This is a genomic window from Pseudoalteromonas sp. SS15, from assembly GCF_049257195.1.
In the GTDB taxonomy this organism is placed as follows: Bacteria; Pseudomonadota; Gammaproteobacteria; order Enterobacterales; family Alteromonadaceae; genus Pseudoalteromonas.
On sequence record NZ_JBMMUD010000005.1, the window covers coordinates 116,253 to 131,457 of the forward strand.

General features: G+C 41.2%; 12 protein-coding genes. 5 read left to right on the forward strand and 7 right to left on the reverse strand.

What is annotated here, in order from left to right; genetic code table 11:
* The first annotated feature begins 149 nt into the window (after positions 1–149).
* The gene (locus AAEU28_RS11735; protein WP_421964284.1) at positions 150–1,184 is read left to right on the forward strand and encodes a LacI family DNA-binding transcriptional regulator; all 1,035 of its coding nucleotides are present in this window, start codon (positions 150–152) and stop codon (positions 1,182–1,184) included.
* 56 nt (positions 1,185–1,240) lie between these two features.
* Here AAEU28_RS11735 and AAEU28_RS11740 read toward each other — a convergent pair whose 3' ends face one another.
* Together AAEU28_RS11740 and AAEU28_RS11745 are read right to left on the reverse strand one after the other, a co-directional pair.
* Positions 1,241–2,455, reverse strand: a complete 1,215-nt coding sequence (locus AAEU28_RS11740) for a pyridoxal phosphate-dependent aminotransferase (RefSeq protein ID WP_421964285.1) — start codon at positions 2,453–2,455, stop codon at positions 1,241–1,243.
* An 82-nt stretch (positions 2,456–2,537) separates the two neighbouring features.
* A complete protein-coding gene (locus AAEU28_RS11745; RefSeq protein ID WP_421964286.1) occupies positions 2,538–2,885 on the reverse strand; it encodes an Hpt domain-containing protein in 348 nt (115 codons plus the stop codon).
* 100 nt (positions 2,886–2,985) lie between these two features.
* Here AAEU28_RS11745 and AAEU28_RS11750 point away from each other — a divergent pair, with 100 nt between their 5' ends.
* Together AAEU28_RS11750 and AAEU28_RS11755 are read left to right on the forward strand one after the other, a co-directional pair.
* Positions 2,986–3,597: a tRNA-uridine aminocarboxypropyltransferase gene (locus AAEU28_RS11750; protein ID WP_421964287.1), complete on the forward strand. Its 612-nt coding sequence runs from the start codon at positions 2,986–2,988 to the stop codon at positions 3,595–3,597.
* A 2-nt stretch (positions 3,598–3,599) separates the two neighbouring features.
* On the forward strand, positions 3,600–4,376 hold the full coding sequence (locus AAEU28_RS11755; RefSeq protein WP_421964288.1) for a CLCA_X family protein: 777 nt from the start codon (positions 3,600–3,602) through the stop codon (positions 4,374–4,376).
* On the opposite strand, the gene AAEU28_RS11760 is transcribed toward AAEU28_RS11755, so the two are convergent.
* From AAEU28_RS11760 to apbC, 3 genes are all read right to left on the reverse strand, one after another.
* On the reverse strand, positions 4,345–6,813 hold the full coding sequence (locus AAEU28_RS11760) for an EAL domain-containing protein (RefSeq protein WP_421964289.1): 2,469 nt from the start codon (positions 6,811–6,813) through the stop codon (positions 4,345–4,347). The genes AAEU28_RS11755 and AAEU28_RS11760 overlap by 32 nt on opposite strands.
* 104 nt (positions 6,814–6,917) lie before the next feature.
* Positions 6,918–7,511, reverse strand: a complete 594-nt coding sequence (gene dcd / locus AAEU28_RS11765; RefSeq protein WP_058029501.1) for a dCTP deaminase — start codon at positions 7,509–7,511, stop codon at positions 6,918–6,920.
* Positions 7,512–7,514: 3 nt separating this feature from the next.
* Positions 7,515–8,588, reverse strand: a complete 1,074-nt coding sequence (apbC, locus tag AAEU28_RS11770; RefSeq protein ID WP_421964535.1) for an iron-sulfur cluster carrier protein ApbC — start codon at positions 8,586–8,588, stop codon at positions 7,515–7,517.
* Between the two features lie 170 nt (positions 8,589–8,758).
* Between apbC and metG the strand changes: the two genes are divergently transcribed.
* Positions 8,759–10,786, forward strand: a complete 2,028-nt coding sequence (gene metG, locus AAEU28_RS11775; RefSeq protein ID WP_421964290.1) for a methionine--tRNA ligase — start codon at positions 8,759–8,761, stop codon at positions 10,784–10,786.
* Between the two features lie 130 nt (positions 10,787–10,916).
* On the opposite strand, the gene fabB is transcribed toward metG, so the two are convergent.
* Positions 10,917–12,131: a beta-ketoacyl-ACP synthase I gene (gene fabB / locus AAEU28_RS11780; protein ID WP_421964291.1), complete on the reverse strand. Its 1,215-nt coding sequence runs from the start codon at positions 12,129–12,131 to the stop codon at positions 10,917–10,919.
* A gap of 178 nt (positions 12,132–12,309) precedes the next feature.
* Here fabB and mnmC point away from each other — a divergent pair, with 178 nt between their 5' ends.
* Complete coding sequence (mnmC, locus tag AAEU28_RS11785; protein ID WP_421964292.1) at positions 12,310–14,289, forward strand: bifunctional tRNA (5-methylaminomethyl-2-thiouridine)(34)-methyltransferase MnmD/FAD-dependent 5-carboxymethylaminomethyl-2-thiouridine(34) oxidoreductase MnmC; 1,980 nt, start codon at positions 12,310–12,312, stop codon at positions 14,287–14,289.
* Positions 14,290–14,343: 54 nt separating this feature from the next.
* Here mnmC and AAEU28_RS11790 read toward each other — a convergent pair whose 3' ends face one another.
* Positions 14,344–15,186: a flagellar protein MotY gene (locus AAEU28_RS11790; RefSeq protein ID WP_421964536.1), complete on the reverse strand. Its 843-nt coding sequence runs from the start codon at positions 15,184–15,186 to the stop codon at positions 14,344–14,346.
* Positions 15,187–15,205 lie beyond the last annotated feature (19 nt).

The following is a 15,205-nucleotide window of genomic DNA, read 5'->3' on the forward strand; positions in this document are numbered from 1 at the left end:
TATTTTTAAAATGACACCGGTATCAGTCAAATTTTTATTTCCAGATAGGATGCTATTTATTTCCTTTCCTGGTTAAAATAGTTAATCATCATTACCATTTAATGAAATAAGAGCCCGTTTCGCTCTCTCACGCTGAAGAATAATAAATTATGAAAGTGACTATTAATGACGTTGCCAAACTAGCTGGCGTGTCTATGAAGACCGTATCTCGCGTTATCAACAAAGAACCTTCTGTACGTAAAAAGACTTATGATCTCGTTATGGACGCCGTCAAGGAATTGAACTATCAACCTAATATCGCAGCGCGAAATCTGGCTGGTACTTCTTCATTCGCGGTTGCGCTTGTTTATGACAACCCGAATGCTTATTACGTGATTGATATGCAAAATGGTGTACTTTCGCGTTGTAGAGATGAAGGTTTTGAGTTGGTTATTCACCCTTGTAGTAGTACTGACGACCAAATGCAAGATGAGTTCAAAACTATGATCCAACGCTCTCGCCTTGCAGGTCTTGTGCTAACCCCCCCACTTTCAGAACAACAAAATATCATCGAAATGCTTGATGAAATGAATATGCCGTATGTTCGCTTACTATCTGGTCGTGAAGAACAGAATGAAGGAAAAAACAACTGCATCTTAGTGAATGACTTCGCGGCAGCATACGAAATTACGGAGCACCTTATTAAACACGGCCACAAAAATATTGCATTCGTGTTAGGTGACAAAGAGCACAAATCAACAACAGAACGATTAGCGGGTTACCAACAAGCACTGGCCGATAACAATATCAGTTTTAATCAATCACTGATTTTTGAAGGTCACTACTCTTTCGAGTCGGGCGTCAACGGTGCAAAACACCTTTTGGCTGATAACAACAAGCTTGGTGTAACCGCTATTTTAGGTGGTAACGATGAAGTTGCCGCGGGGGCATTATTTGCAGCTCGCTTGATGAACATTGAAATTCCAGCGCAACTATCTATTTCTGGGTTCGAAGATTCACCCTTCTCTCGTCAAACTTGGCCAAAACTTACCACCGCTCACCAGGCCAATAACGTGATCTCTGAACATGCGGCTCGTCTACTGTTTAGTAAAGCCCGCAGCAGCCGTAAGCAAGAAAAAGACATTATTACAAACTTTACACCGTCTATCGTGGTACGGGAAAGCACAGGTCCTGCGCCTTTATAAATGAAATAAACATAAAAAAAGCGCCCATTGGCGCTTTTTTTATGTTTTAAAATATATTACTGCTTATAACTTGCAAAGAAACGCTGCATTTTGTCCATCGCAGGTATCAATTCATCTTTATGAGGCAGGAAAACCAACCTAAAGTGATCAGGTTTATACCAATTAAAAGCTCGGCCATGCACAAGTAATATTTTTTCTTGCTTTAGAAGGTCCAGCATCATTTTTTCATCGTTAGTGACATTAAATTTTTCTACATCAATTTTCGCAAAGGCGTAGAGCGCCCCTTTAGGTTTCACGCAGCTAATGCCATCAATGGCGTTAAGCCCTTCGTAGGCTATGTTTCTTTGCTCGTATAGACGGCCGCCGGGCTCGATTAAATTATCGATAGATTGTACACCACCAAGGGCTTGCTGAATGGCAAACTGCGCTGGTACGTTAGCACATAAACGCATCGAAGCCAGTATATCTAAACCGGTAATAAGGTCGCTCATCGCCTCTATATTACCGCTTAAGATCATCCAGCCCATTCTTAAGCCTGCAGCGCGATAAGTTTTCGCTAACCCATTGAAAGTAATAACAGGCAGGTCGTCACATAATGCAGCAATAGAAAAGTGTTCTACCCCATCGTAAAGTATCTTTTCGTAAATCTCATCGCTCAAAATAAGCAGGTTATGCTCTCGCGCGACTTTAACCAACTCTTCTAATAATGCTTTGTCGTAAACTGCCCCTGTCGGGTTATTTGGGTTAATTAACACCAGCGCTTTAGTTTTATCTGTGATTTTAGCGCGAATATCAGCAATGTCTGGGAACCAGTCTTGCTCTTCATCACACATGTAATGCACTGGCTTACCACCCGATAGCTTCACAGATGCAGTCCAAAGCGGATAATCAGGAGCTGGAATAAGTACTTCGTCTCCCGAATTTAACAGCGCTTGTGTGGTCATCTGTATAAGCTCGCTCACCCCATTACCAATGTAAATGTTATCTACACTAATATGTGGTAATTCCTTTTGCTGATAATGTTGATAAACAGCGACTCGAGCAGAGTAAAGCCCTTTTGAATCACAGTAACCTTGTGCGGCATAAAGATTTCGAATGATGTCTCTGTGCATATCTTCTGGCATATCAAAACCAAATGAGGCCGGATTACCTACATTTAGCTTTAAAACCTTTAAACCATCATCTTCCATCTGCTTTGCTTGTTGCAAAACAGGGCCGCGAATGTCATAGCAAACGCCATGTAATTTATTGCTTTTAGTAATTTTTGACATATTTCCCCCCAATAGAGCCAGCATAGCCTAAAGCACACGGCAAAAACCAGAGGGAAATAAGATAAATGAAATGAATTTTATTCTAGCTGCAATTTACTTCTAGCCATTGTAATAATTGCGATTTTGAACCAGAGACTTGAGCCGACAATCGCGCCATATTATCGTCCATATTAGCTAAGTCATCTTGAATAAGACCCTGTTCAATCGCACGCGCAAGATTACTAAGGCTAGTCGCACCAAATTGGGCCGCATTTGACTTTAAGCTATGAGCATGGCGAATGGCTTCTTGTTTATCATTGTTCAATGCCAGTCTCAGTTCATTTTCGAGTCTCTCAAACTCGCTACAGCAAAACGCCACCGTATCAGCAAATTGCTCTCCTAGCAGAGCCTGCATCCCGGCCAGCGCATCTTCATTGATTGTTACATTCATAACTGCTCTCTTTCGTTATATCTTTCAATAATGTAGTAAAATACCAGCATGTTGGCAAAAGATAATCTTCAATATGATAAAATCAGCTTAGGTTACGAGCTTGAAAACGAAAATGAAACGATCAAACTGTACAAAATGTCATTATCCTGTAACAACATGTGTCTGCGATTATGTCACTAAAAAAGTAAATAATCGCACCAAGATTGTCGTTTTGCAGCACCCTGATGAAGTAAACTTGGCTAAAAATACCGTTCGTCTTTTGCAGCTACAATTAAGCGATATACAAGTTGTTATTGGTGAATCAGAAAATGACTTCGCATCAGTACTCAATGATCTTCCTAAAGAAAGCACTGCACTTTTATATCCAGGCAAAGATACTATTGATGTATATAATTGCTCAGCACTTGCGCCAAAGCTCACTCACTTGGTGGTTATTGATGGGACTTGGAAGAAAACCAATAAAATTTATGCTTTAAATCCTTGCCTGCACACATTACAGAAAATCAGCTTTTCAACTATACCAGAGAACCAATACCGTATCCGTAAGGCAGAGCAAAGCTACAGTCTCTCAACTTTAGAGGCCGTTGGACACTTTATTAATATTGTTGACGGTTGCGACAATCAACCTTTATTACACCTACTTAATGGAATGATTGAACAACAAACCAAATTTATGCCCGGACATGTTAAAGCAAGGTACTTTGAAGAATAACTATGGCAAGGCTAACGAGTGACTTTTATAGACAGGGCCCAGATTATAGATTTGGTGATCAAATTTTATTTGAGGATATTAAGCGTACTTTTGGCTTTAAAACCATCACGGTCGGCGCTTGGGTGACTAAAGAGGAGCGTTTTATTGCTGCTAATTTAATTTACGACAGTCTTGCTGATTTAACACAAATATTGAATATTCCCCCCGAGGTCATAGGTTTAAGAAAAACACTCAGTTTAAGTTTTGGTTCAGGCGGACAAAAAGGTGTTCAAGCTCATTATGACAGCAATGGGAAAATACTCGCTTTGGCTAAAAACGCTGGCGCAGGGGCACTGGCTCATGAATGGTGGCATGCCTTTGATCATTACATCTGTAAATTCTTATACCCAAGCAGTCAATATTTTGATTTTGCCTCTGTGAAATGGCTTACTGAAGCGTCTTACCACCCCCACCCACTGAATGATGAACTTTCAAACTTTTACAAACACTGCTTTTTAGATGAAACGGGTCAGCAAGAAAGCACCTTCTTCAAAAAATCGATTATGCTCGACAAAACCTATCAACAAAATTATTTCAGCCGGCCGCAAGAAATGACAGCCCGTGCGTTTGAATCCTGTATCGGCCACCATTCTGAAATTAAAAACCACTACTTAGTGTCTGGCGTCAAAAAAAGTAGGCTCGCCCAACAAGGGGGGTTCCCTGATAAAACACTTCGAGAGCAGCTAGAAACTAGTATTTATCGTTATTTCAACGCACTAGGAGCTGCTTTACATCAATAGCCAAATTAGCTTGGCTCAACCACTGCATATAATCTTCAAACTTAATGGGTTTCGAAATAAAGTAACCTTGTGCTATGTCACAGCCATAATGCATAAGCTTATTGTAACTTGCTAAGTTCTCAACCCCTTCTGCAACAACCATAGATCCGAGACTTCTCGCCATATCACACGTCGTCTTACAGATTGTTTGATTTTTACTCGAGGTTTCAATATCCATGACAAATTGTTTATCTACTTTTAGTTCATCAAAACCAAGCTCACTTAAATATGCAAGTGAAGAGTAACCCGTACCATAATCATCAATCGCAATTTTCACTCCTAAATGACGATAATCTTCGATGGTTTCTTTTAGTTTACCCTTACCAGCAATCGCAACAGATTCTGTGATTTCCAAAATGATTTGCGAGGGGTCTAGTGAAAGCTCGTTTAACTGTGTAATTAGCTGCACTATCAACTCTTTTCTTGATAAGTCTTTACCAGAAATATTCAAAGAAAGCATGTGGTTTGGATATAGCTCAACAATTTCTTTCTGATAACTTAACCCCTGTGTAATAACCCACTCAGTTAAGACATTAATTTGCCCTGAAGCTTCAGCTATGGGTATGAACTCATCGGGCGCAACAAACCCTAAGTCTGGATGATGCCAGCGTAACAAGCCTTCAGCACCATATACTTGCCCGGTGCAAAGCAATACTTGTGGCTGTAAGAACAGTGACAACTCATTGTTTTGTATCGCATGCTGAAGCGATGCAGATAGCTTTAATCGCCTTTCAGCCATAGCCGCTATACTTGGATCATAAATATGCCAGTTGACCCCAAATGAATGGTTATCAGCCAAAGCCAATAAACTTCTTTGCACTAATAGTTCAGCATTAATTGCATGGGTGGGGTAATGTGCAACCCCGACTTTGATTTGATCTGAAAGTTGAAAGCCTTTGTGCTCAACCCCTTCTTCAAACACACCAGCTATAACGCAAACATATTGCTCGATTTGATTCAGTGAGAGATCACCAATCAACACGAGTGCAAAAGTGCCATCAGAGAGCTTATAAATTTGATGTGATTGCTGGTCGCTTTCACTTTCAAGGTAAGGGTTAATTTGTGACTTAAGCTCCTTAAACAAAACCCTTAAGCGCCTACTTGCATACTCCACACCGAAGCTTAACTTAATTTGATCCGACATCATGGGTCTAAATGCTAAAACTGTATGGTTCTTCTTATTTGCGACTAAAGTATCCAGGAATTGCTGAAGCGCTTGACGATTTGCCAAGCCTGTATCTTTATCATGTAAGCTATAAAATAAAAATGAATCCTGTTTTTTCTTATCTAGTAAATAAATGGCGACGCAAATAAGAATGACATGAACAAAAACCAAGACTCTGACGGGCCAAACCAAATCACTTTGAGCAATAGTGCCAGATTCAAGACCTAATCGACCTATTTCAATGAGTAATGCAGGTAACCAAGCGATAAACATTAGCTTTATCAGAGGTCGCTGACTTAAAAATGCAAAGTAATAAATCGTCAGCATACAGGTTATCAAAGCTGTAAAGCTCACAACTTGTGCAGCTGTTGATATAGATGATTGAAAAATTAAAACAAAACAGGCTGCAGCTAATAGAAAGCGCGCGGTTGTCTGAACCACTCTGTAGGCTTTTTTATAATGCAGCTTCAATGCAAAAAACTTAGCATTGAACATGATGCATGCAGCAGCACTAAAAAATAACCAAGAAGCAGTTAAAGATGACACATAATCGGCTGCTAAGTCAGGGAGATAAAAATAAATAACCCCAGTGATCACACTATATTGCAATGCAATAAAGGTGAAATAGCCACCTAAATATGCGAGATACTTATATTTGCTTGTTGCAGCCATTAAGAACATGAATAAGCCGACAAAATAAAGTAAACCAAGCTCAGTGCCGTACCAAAACTGACGTGTTTGTTTTAAATTATCAAACTCTTCTGCAGTAGATAGCTTTACACTAAGTTGTTTGTTATCTGGATTATCCGCTTCGATGTAAATAGCTACATCGCTATTTTGCGAAGTTAGCCTTATGTGCGGAAAAATCTTATATTCGGGTGCGCTATTGTTAAGACGAGAGAAAACCGATTTACTGATTAACTTGCCAGATTGAACCCAATAGAAAGACAACTGACCTTTCGGTAATTGGTCTGTGTGAAGCACCCAATGAAAACTGTCGGGAAACGAAATTAAACTAGGCTCTATCTTGAACCAATGTTTTTGTCCTGAAGTGATAGATAAAGTGTTCGTACTTTGAACAACAAAGCGAGCGTCGTTTTGAAGAACGTCTAAAATAGAAACTTGTGTGTTGGGCACATCTTCAAGATAGAAGACATCAAATTCCTTTGCACTTACTTGTGAAGAAACAAGTAGCAAAATGATTGCTGAAAACCTCAAAGCCCAAATCGACATACCATCTCCTTGAATTTAAGCTTGCCGCTTAAACAGTAAGTATGTCGATTTTTTAGGGAACTTCCAGGTTAAAAATGTAAATAAATTTAATCTTTAATACTGATTTAATTATTACAATTATCGTCACTGATGCGACTAGCCACCGCACTATTCTGGCCCTTATATTTCGCATCTTTACGAGCGTTATAAGGCTGCTCAGCTGGACTTGTCATAGTTTCAAAACTTAACGCCCCAATTTTCATTTTTGGACGCAACGCTAATGGTAACTTTCCTGAGTTATAAAACTCTAACACAATGTTGCCAGACCAGCCTGGATCGATTCGATGTGCAGTCACATGCACCATGAGCCCTAAACGTGCCAGAGAAGAACGGCCATCTAACCACCCCACTAAATCCGCTGGTAAAGTGACAGACTCATAAGTCATCGCTAGAGCAAGTTGACCCGGGTGTAAAAAAAACTGCTCATTTTCGCCCAGCTCAATTTCATCACTCATGATTGATTCCATGGCATCGTTTAGTTTGTCTTTTGGACCACTTAAATCGATATATGGCGCGCCATGATCTTGGAATACACGAAACTTATTACCTAAACGTAAATCAAGGGTGATCCCTGAGATCATGTCATCACTCGGTGAAGGCTCAATAATAATTTTTTGATCTGCAATGGCTTGTTTAATATGGGTATCAGATAATCTCATTTCTTAGTCGTCCGTCATCACAATCTCAACTTGTGAGTCTGTGCTTGATTGGTAGTGCAGCATACTCGCAATAAGTTGACTGCATGCTGTGTAATGTTCTGTTGCCTTAATAGGCTGTTTTGCAATATTAAGACCTTGCTCTGAGTGCGTTCTGATCTCAATATCTAAAGGGATTTCAGCCAATAATGGTACGCCATGGCGACTAGCCAAACGTTCTCCCCCTTGCTGACCAAATACGTGGTTTTTGCCACCACAATGGCGACAAATGTAGTGGCTCATATTTTCAATCAGACCCAGTATGGGCAAGTTCACTTGATTGAACATCGCGATGCCTTTTTGTGCATCAGCAAGGGCCAGATCTTGTGGCGTAGTAATAATCACCGCACCACTGGCTGGCACTTTTTGCGTCATAGTGAGCTGAATATCGCCTGTGCCCGGTGGCATATCAACAAATAAATAATCCAGCTCGCCCCAGTCTGTTTCATTCAGTAATTGGTTAAGTGCTTGAGAAGCCATAGGGCCTCGCCACACTGTGGCATCTTCTGCTGGTACTAGAAAACCAATAGACTGCATTTTTATGCCATCTTTAATGATGGGTTGCAGCGTTTTATTGTCTTTTGTTGTTGGCTTTTCGTTTTCTAAAGCAAATAAAGATGGAATCGACGGACCATAGATATCAGCATCCAAGATGCCTACTTTGGCTCCTTGTGCAGCCATTGCATAAGCCAGGTTCACCGCAGAAGTCGACTTACCTACCCCACCTTTACCTGATGCCACTAAGACAATGTGTCTTATTTGTTTGAATTTATCTTTCGCAGTTAATGCAATTTCAGCACTTAAACTAATTTTTGTCTGTGTTTTCTCAAGCAGTTCAGCTTCAATATCTAATAGCGCATTTTTTGCTGCAAAGGGTAAATTCAGGTTCACCTCAAAACCATCATTCGTTTTATCTACTTTCTCTACCCAGTCATTGGCAATACCAAAAGGAAAAACCGCACTTTTATACTGAGATAATGCGGTCAAAATCGCCGTTTTTTCGGGGTTAAGTTTGCCAAACAGTTTATTGAGTCCAAACATAAAAATAAAACGTGCTCGAATGATGAAAAAGACCTCGGAATTATGTAACATTCAACCCATTAAAACCAGTCAATTCAGCTAAGCTAAGGCTTTAATGTTCCTTATTTTGGCTCAAATTAGTGGTTTGTTTAATAGTTAAGCAACATCACTTAAATTTCATGGAACCGTTTATGAGCAAGAGAAAAATTCTCATCACTAGTGCTTTACCTTATGCCAATGGTCCAACTCACCTTGGTCATATGCTTGAGTACATTCAAACTGATATTTGGTCACGTTTTCAAAAATTACGTGGTCATGAAACTTATTACGTCTGTGCTGATGACGCGCACGGCACGCCAATTATGCTGAATGCACAAAAGCAAGGCATTACACCTGAAGAAATGGTGAAAAACGTGAGTGTTGAGCGTCAACGTGATTTCGCAGATTTCAGTGTTGAGTTTGACAACTACCACAGCACACACAGTGAAGAGAACAAAGAACTAAGCGCATTGATCTACAATCGTTTGAACGACAAAGGTCATATCAAGAAGCGTACTATTTCTCAGCTATTTGACCCAGAAAAAGAAATTTTCTTACCTGATCGCTTTGTAACGGGTACTTGCCCTACGTGTGGCGCAGAAGATCAAAACGGTGACAGCTGTGATGCTTGTGGCGCAACATATAGCCCAACCGAGCTAAAAGATCCTCGTTCTGCGATGTCTGGTGCAATTCCAGTATTAAAAGATTCTGAACACTACTTCTTCGACCTACCAGCCTTTGAAGACATGCTAAAAGAGTGGCTACACTCAGGTAGTCTGCAAGCTGAAATGGCAAACAAACTAGAAGAGTGGTTTGCTGAGGGTTTGCAGCAATGGGATATCAGCCGTGATGCCCCTTACTTTGGCTTTGAAATTCCAGGTGCACCAGGTAAATACTTCTATGTATGGCTAGATGCACCAATTGGTTACATGGCAAGCTTCAAAAACCTATGTGACAAATCAGGCTTAGATTTTGATGCATTCTGGGGCGAAGGTTCTGATGCAGAGCTTTATCATTTCATCGGTAAAGACATCATTTACTTCCACAGTCTGTTCTGGCCTGCAATGCTAGATGGTGCGAACTTCCGAAAGCCAACTAATGTATTTGCACATGGCTTTGTAACCGTAAACGGTGCAAAAATGTCTAAATCTAAGGGCACCTTCATTAAGGCGCGTACTTATTTAGACCACCTAAACCCTGAATACTTGCGTTACTACTTCGCAGCTAAGCTAAACAGTGGCATCACTGACTTAGATTTAAATCTAGAAGACTTCGCACAACGTGTGAACTCAGACTTGGTTGGTAAAGTGGTAAACATCGCGTCTCGTTGTGCTGGTTTCATCACTAAAAAGTTTGACGGCAAGTTAAGTGACGTGATCATGGAGCCTGAGCTATTAGCTGAGTTCCAAAATGCCTCAGACACCGTTGCTGAGCATTATGAGAACCGTGAATATAGCCGAGCGATCCGTGAGATCATGACTCTTGCTGACAAAGCAAACCAGTTCATCGACGCACAAGCACCTTGGGTGTTAATCAAAAACGAAGACACACAAGAACAAGCACACCAAGTATGCTCTCTTGGTTTGAACTTATTCAAAGTGCTACTGACTTACTTGAAACCAGTTCTTCCTGTCATGGCTGCGAACGTTGAGTCTTTCCTAAATACAGAATTAACTTGGGAAAGCGCACAAACACCATTAGTTGGTCATGAGATTAGTAAATTCAAAGCGCTAATGCAACGTGTTGAAATGGATAAAGTAAACAAAATGGTTGAAGAGTCAAAAGAAAGCTTAGAAGCGGCGAATAAACCAAAGATTGACCCTAATAGCCCGCTTGCGAAAGAGCCTATTGCAGATGAAATCGAGTTTAACGATTTCGCTAAAGTTGACTTGCGTGTTGCAAAAATCGCTAAAGCTGAGCACGTTGAAGGCGCTGAAAAGCTGCTTAAACTGACGTTAGATTTAGGCGGTGAAACACGCCAAGTATTTGCCGGTATTAAGTCAGCTTACGCACCGGAAGACATCGAAGGCAAGCTAACGGTTATGGTCGCTAACCTTAAGCCACGTAAAATGCGTTTCGGTATGTCAGAAGGTATGGTACTAGCAGCGGGCCCGGGTGGTAAAGAAATTTACATTCTGAATCCAGATGAAGGCTCAGAGCCAGGCATGCGTGTCATGTAATTAACAATTACACGTCAAAAGCCCGCTATCTTGCGGGCTTTTTTGTGTTTAATACCAAAAACATCACCCATAAAAAAGCCCAGTCAATTGACTGGGCTGTATCCTTGGTAACACTTAAAACTAATAAGTATTAGCCTTTGTACTTTTGCATCACAAGCGTTGCGTTAGTACCGCCGAAGCCGAAGCTGTTAGACATAACCGTATTTAGCTCAACGTCACGACGCTCAGTTACAATGTCTAGACCTTGCGCTTGCTCATCTAGCTCTTCAACGTTGATCGAAGGCGCTACGAAGTTATTTTCAAGCATAAGTAGTGAGAAGATAGCTTCGTGAACACCTGCAGCACCAAGGGCATGGCCAGTCATTGCTTTTGTTGCACTAATCGCTGGAGACTTTTCGCCGAATAACTCTTGAATTGCACCAAGCTCTTTCACGTCACCTACTGGTGTAGAAGTACCGTGTGTGTTTAGGTAATCGATGTCACCTTCAACGCCTGCCATTGCTTGCTTCATACAACGAACCGCGCCTTCACCAGATGGTGCAACCATGTCGTAACCATCAGAAGTTGCGCCGTAACCTACGATTTCAGCGTAGATGTGTGCACCACGAGCAAGTGCGTGCTCTAATTCTTCTACAACAACGATACCGCCACCACCAGAGATCACGAAACCGTCACGGTTTGCATCGTACGTACGAGATGCTTTTTCAGGCGTTTCATTGTACTTTGTTGAAAGCGCTCCCATTGCGTCGAACTCCATTGCCAGTGTCCAGTGAAGTTCTTCACCACCACCTGCAAAGATAACGTCTTGCTTACCAAGTTGGATTTGCTCTACCGCATTACCAATACAGTGCGCTGATGTTGCACAAGCAGAGCTGATTGAGTAGTTAACACCTTTAATTTTGAAAGGCGTTGCAAGACATGCTGACGCTGTAGATGCCATAGTACGAGGAACCATGTAAGGACCAACACGCTTAACACCTTTTTCACGAAGAATATCAGCCGCTTCTACTTGGTATTTAGAAGAACCACCACCTGAACCAACGATTAAGCCAGTGCGCTCGTTAGACACCTGCTCTTCAGATAGACCTGAATCTTCAATCGCTTGTGCCATTGAGATATAAGAGAATGCAGCAGCATCGCCCATGAAGCGGTGTGCTTTACGGTCTACGTGTGCTTTAACGTCGATGTCGATGTTACCTGAAACATTACTACGAAGATTGTAGTCAGCGAATTCTTGATTGAAAACGATGCCACTTTTACCCGCTTTTAAAGACTCTAATACTTCGTTCTTGTCGTTGCCGATGCTCGATACAATACCGATACCTGTAATAACGGCTCTTCTCATGGGTGATTCCCTTAATTTTATTTCTAAATTCTGTGTATTCTACTTTGAATTGTGACCTCAAGTGGTCAGCTTTCCAGCTTACACACGTACTCTGAATTGTTTTTTACTAAATTTCAACGGACGAAAACAATTAAAACACGTAGAATACTGCATTAATTCGATCCTAATTGCATTAATCATGATCAAAAACGCACAAATTCACTTTAATGAATCAGGCACTCCGGTTGCCGACGACTTCGATGATGTTTATTTCTCGAACGATGATGGTCTTGCTGAATCTCACTATGTTTTCTACGAAAATAACAACATTTCAGCGCGATTAACTTCACACGACCAGAAGCACTTTGTAATCGCAGAAACTGGATTTGGTACAGGTCTTAATTTTTTAAATACTTGGCAGCAATGGCGTCAAATAGAAGGTAACAAAGCAAAGTTACATTTTATTTCTTTTGAAAAATTTCCAATAAAACAGTCGGAGCTTGCAAAAGCGTTAGCAGCTTGGCCAAGCCTCACGTCTTTATCAGAACAGCTTTGTAAGCACTATCCGATTGCACTTGAAGGTTGTCACCGCATTGAGTTTGACAATGGCCGTGTTGTCCTTGATTTATGGTTTGGTGATGTACACGACACTTTACCCAAAATGAATTTCACCCAACAAGGTATTGTGGACGCTTGGTACCTAGATGGCTTTGCACCAAGCAAAAACCCAGATATGTGGACACAACCGCTGTTCAATGCCATGGCGAATCTAAGCCGAGACAATGCAACATTCGCGACATTTACTGCTGCAGGTTTTGTGCGTCGCGGCTTACAAGAAGCAGGGTTCGAATGTAAAAAAGTAAAAGGCTTTGGTCGCAAACGTGAGATGGTTGTTGGTCAGTTAAATACCGCTAACAGCGCACACAACACACCTGAGTTTTATAACTTAAAGAAAAGACCACTCAGTAATGTTGCCATCATTGGTGGGGGCATTGGCTCTAGCTGTTTGCTGTATCATTTAGCTAAGCGTGGGATTAGCGCTACATTATTTTGTCAAGATGATGCACTTGCAAAAGGCGCCTCACATAATCGACAAGGCGCGGTTTACCCGAATCTACAATCTGAAAATAGCCCATCAAGCGAGTTCTATGCCCACAGCTATTTATATGCATTAAGGCTATACAAACATATTGCCGCGCAAGGCTTTGAATATGACCATGATTGGTGTGGCGTTTTACTGCAAGCGGTAAATGACAGCAAAACACTGCAACACAAAAAGTTAGTAGAAAAAGCGGTATGGCCTGAGGCACTGATTTATTCAGTGAATGAGTCACAAGCCAGTGAACTTGCTGGTACCGAATTACCCTACTCCGGTTTGTTCTTTCCAGAAGCTGGTTGGGTAAACCCTGCACAGTTAACCCATGCTGTATTTAACGCAGCTAATACATTGCAAAACGTGCAAACGCATTTCAATACAGACATTCAAACTTTAGAGCAAAGCGAAGATGGGTGGTACTTAGTAACTGAAGACAATAGATTTGGACCATTCTCGGATGTATTTGTTTGCGCCGGTGAACACAGCGACAGGTTCGAGCAAACAAAAGACATCGGCTTACACGGTGTCAGAGGCCAAGTTTCGCATATTAGATCTGGTGAAGTATCCAATAAATTGAAAACTGTACTGTGTCATAAGGGTTATTTTACGCCAAGCAACGATGGGCATCACTGTATGGGGGCCACCTTTGATAAACACACCAAAAGCCGTGAATTGAAAGACGAAGATAATGTCACCAACAAAGCACAGTTAATGAAGTTTTATGATCAGAGTGACTTTGCGCAAAGCCTGGGTGAAATAACCTCTGCGAAAGCTGCTGTGAGATGCTGTTTCAATGACCACTTACCTATGCTCGGCCAAGTACCTGAGAAAGCAGATTTATGTCATGCCTATGCAAACTTAAGCAAAGGTAAGCAGTACGGTTTCTCTGAAGAACAAGTACCTTATGCGGGGTTGCATATCGTTACAGGTTTTGGAGCAAGAGGCTTATGCAGCGCGCCACTGGCAACCGAGCATTTGATTGCCAAACTATGTAATGAACCAAGCCCTTATAGTTTAAGAGTCAATGAGGCTATTCACCCTAACCGCTTTATTGTCAGAGATCTTATTCGTAATAAGATTTAAGCACTAAAACAGAAAAGGCGACTTAGGTCGCCTTTTATATATTTTTATCGATAATTAAGGTTTTGCTATCTGAATAACTACTCGACGGTTTTTACCCCGACCGATGGCATTGTCATTGGGTTGTACGTGTCGCTTCTCACCAAACCCTTCTGTTTGAATTTTATCGGCTGGCACTCCCATACTCGCCATATAGTCTTTTATCGCTTTAGCGCGTTTTTTCGAAAGCTCCATATTAACCCATCTACCACCATAACTGTCGGTATAAGCCGATATAAAGATAGATTCAATATTATCATCGTTTTTAAGATACTCGCCTATCATCTCGAGACGTTTACGAGACGATTTAGTTAAATCACTAGAGTTCTTTTTATAATTCATTACCGTAAAGGCAATGTCTTCAAAGCTGTATGGCAGCAAGTTATCTCGGCACTGTAAGAACGCCCAATAAGCTTGACGAAAGTTTACAGAAGAGAGCGCCACTGAGATGCGGTCTGCACTATTTTGCCAATCTTTGTAATAGAAAGTTGGGTGAAAGCCTTTTTCAAGCTCAGTCAACATTTCCCAAGAGACATCATTATTTAATTCGCCATCAAACTTTTTTAACAGCTGCATTTTACTGATATCACGTACAGGTACCCCTGCTCGCCACTGCGGCGGTACAGATTGCAAACCTGCAAAGTCATAGCTTTCTGGGCGAACGACCATGTCGAGGTTAAAAGTCAGATCTTTATTTTTGCTCGCAACGACATTAAAAATAGCTTCACCATAATATGGGATTTCATGATGCAAAGCACAAGAAAGGCGTTTGGTCTTATTTACATCCCAATTTGAACTGTCTGCATTGGCGCTATACTGACGCATAGCCGCATCTGCAAATCCAATGTCTGCAAATAACAGTCCTAAACCGAATAAATAT

Coding starts and splice junctions, on each gene's coding strand:
- mnmC (WP_421964292.1), top strand. CDS start 12,310: ATGATCAAAAACGCACAAATTCACTTTAATGAATCAGGCACTCCGGTT.
- metG (WP_421964290.1), top strand. CDS start 8,759: ATGAGCAAGAGAAAAATTCTCATCACTAGTGCTTTACCTTATGCCAAT.
- dcd (WP_058029501.1), bottom strand. CDS start 7,511: ATGAGATTATCTGATACCCATATTAAACAAGCCATTGCAGATCAAAAA.
- fabB (WP_421964291.1), bottom strand. CDS start 12,131: ATGAGAAGAGCCGTTATTACAGGTATCGGTATTGTATCGAGCATCGGC.
- AAEU28_RS11735 (WP_421964284.1), top strand. CDS start 150: ATGAAAGTGACTATTAATGACGTTGCCAAACTAGCTGGCGTGTCTATG.
- apbC (WP_421964535.1), bottom strand. CDS start 8,588: ATGTTTGGACTCAATAAACTGTTTGGCAAACTTAACCCCGAAAAAACG.
- AAEU28_RS11740 (WP_421964285.1), bottom strand. CDS start 2,455: ATGTCAAAAATTACTAAAAGCAATAAATTACATGGCGTTTGCTATGAC.
- AAEU28_RS11745 (WP_421964286.1), bottom strand. CDS start 2,885: ATGAATGTAACAATCAATGAAGATGCGCTGGCCGGGATGCAGGCTCTG.
- AAEU28_RS11755 (WP_421964288.1), top strand. CDS start 3,600: ATGGCAAGGCTAACGAGTGACTTTTATAGACAGGGCCCAGATTATAGA.
- AAEU28_RS11760 (WP_421964289.1), bottom strand. CDS start 6,813: ATGTCGATTTGGGCTTTGAGGTTTTCAGCAATCATTTTGCTACTTGTT.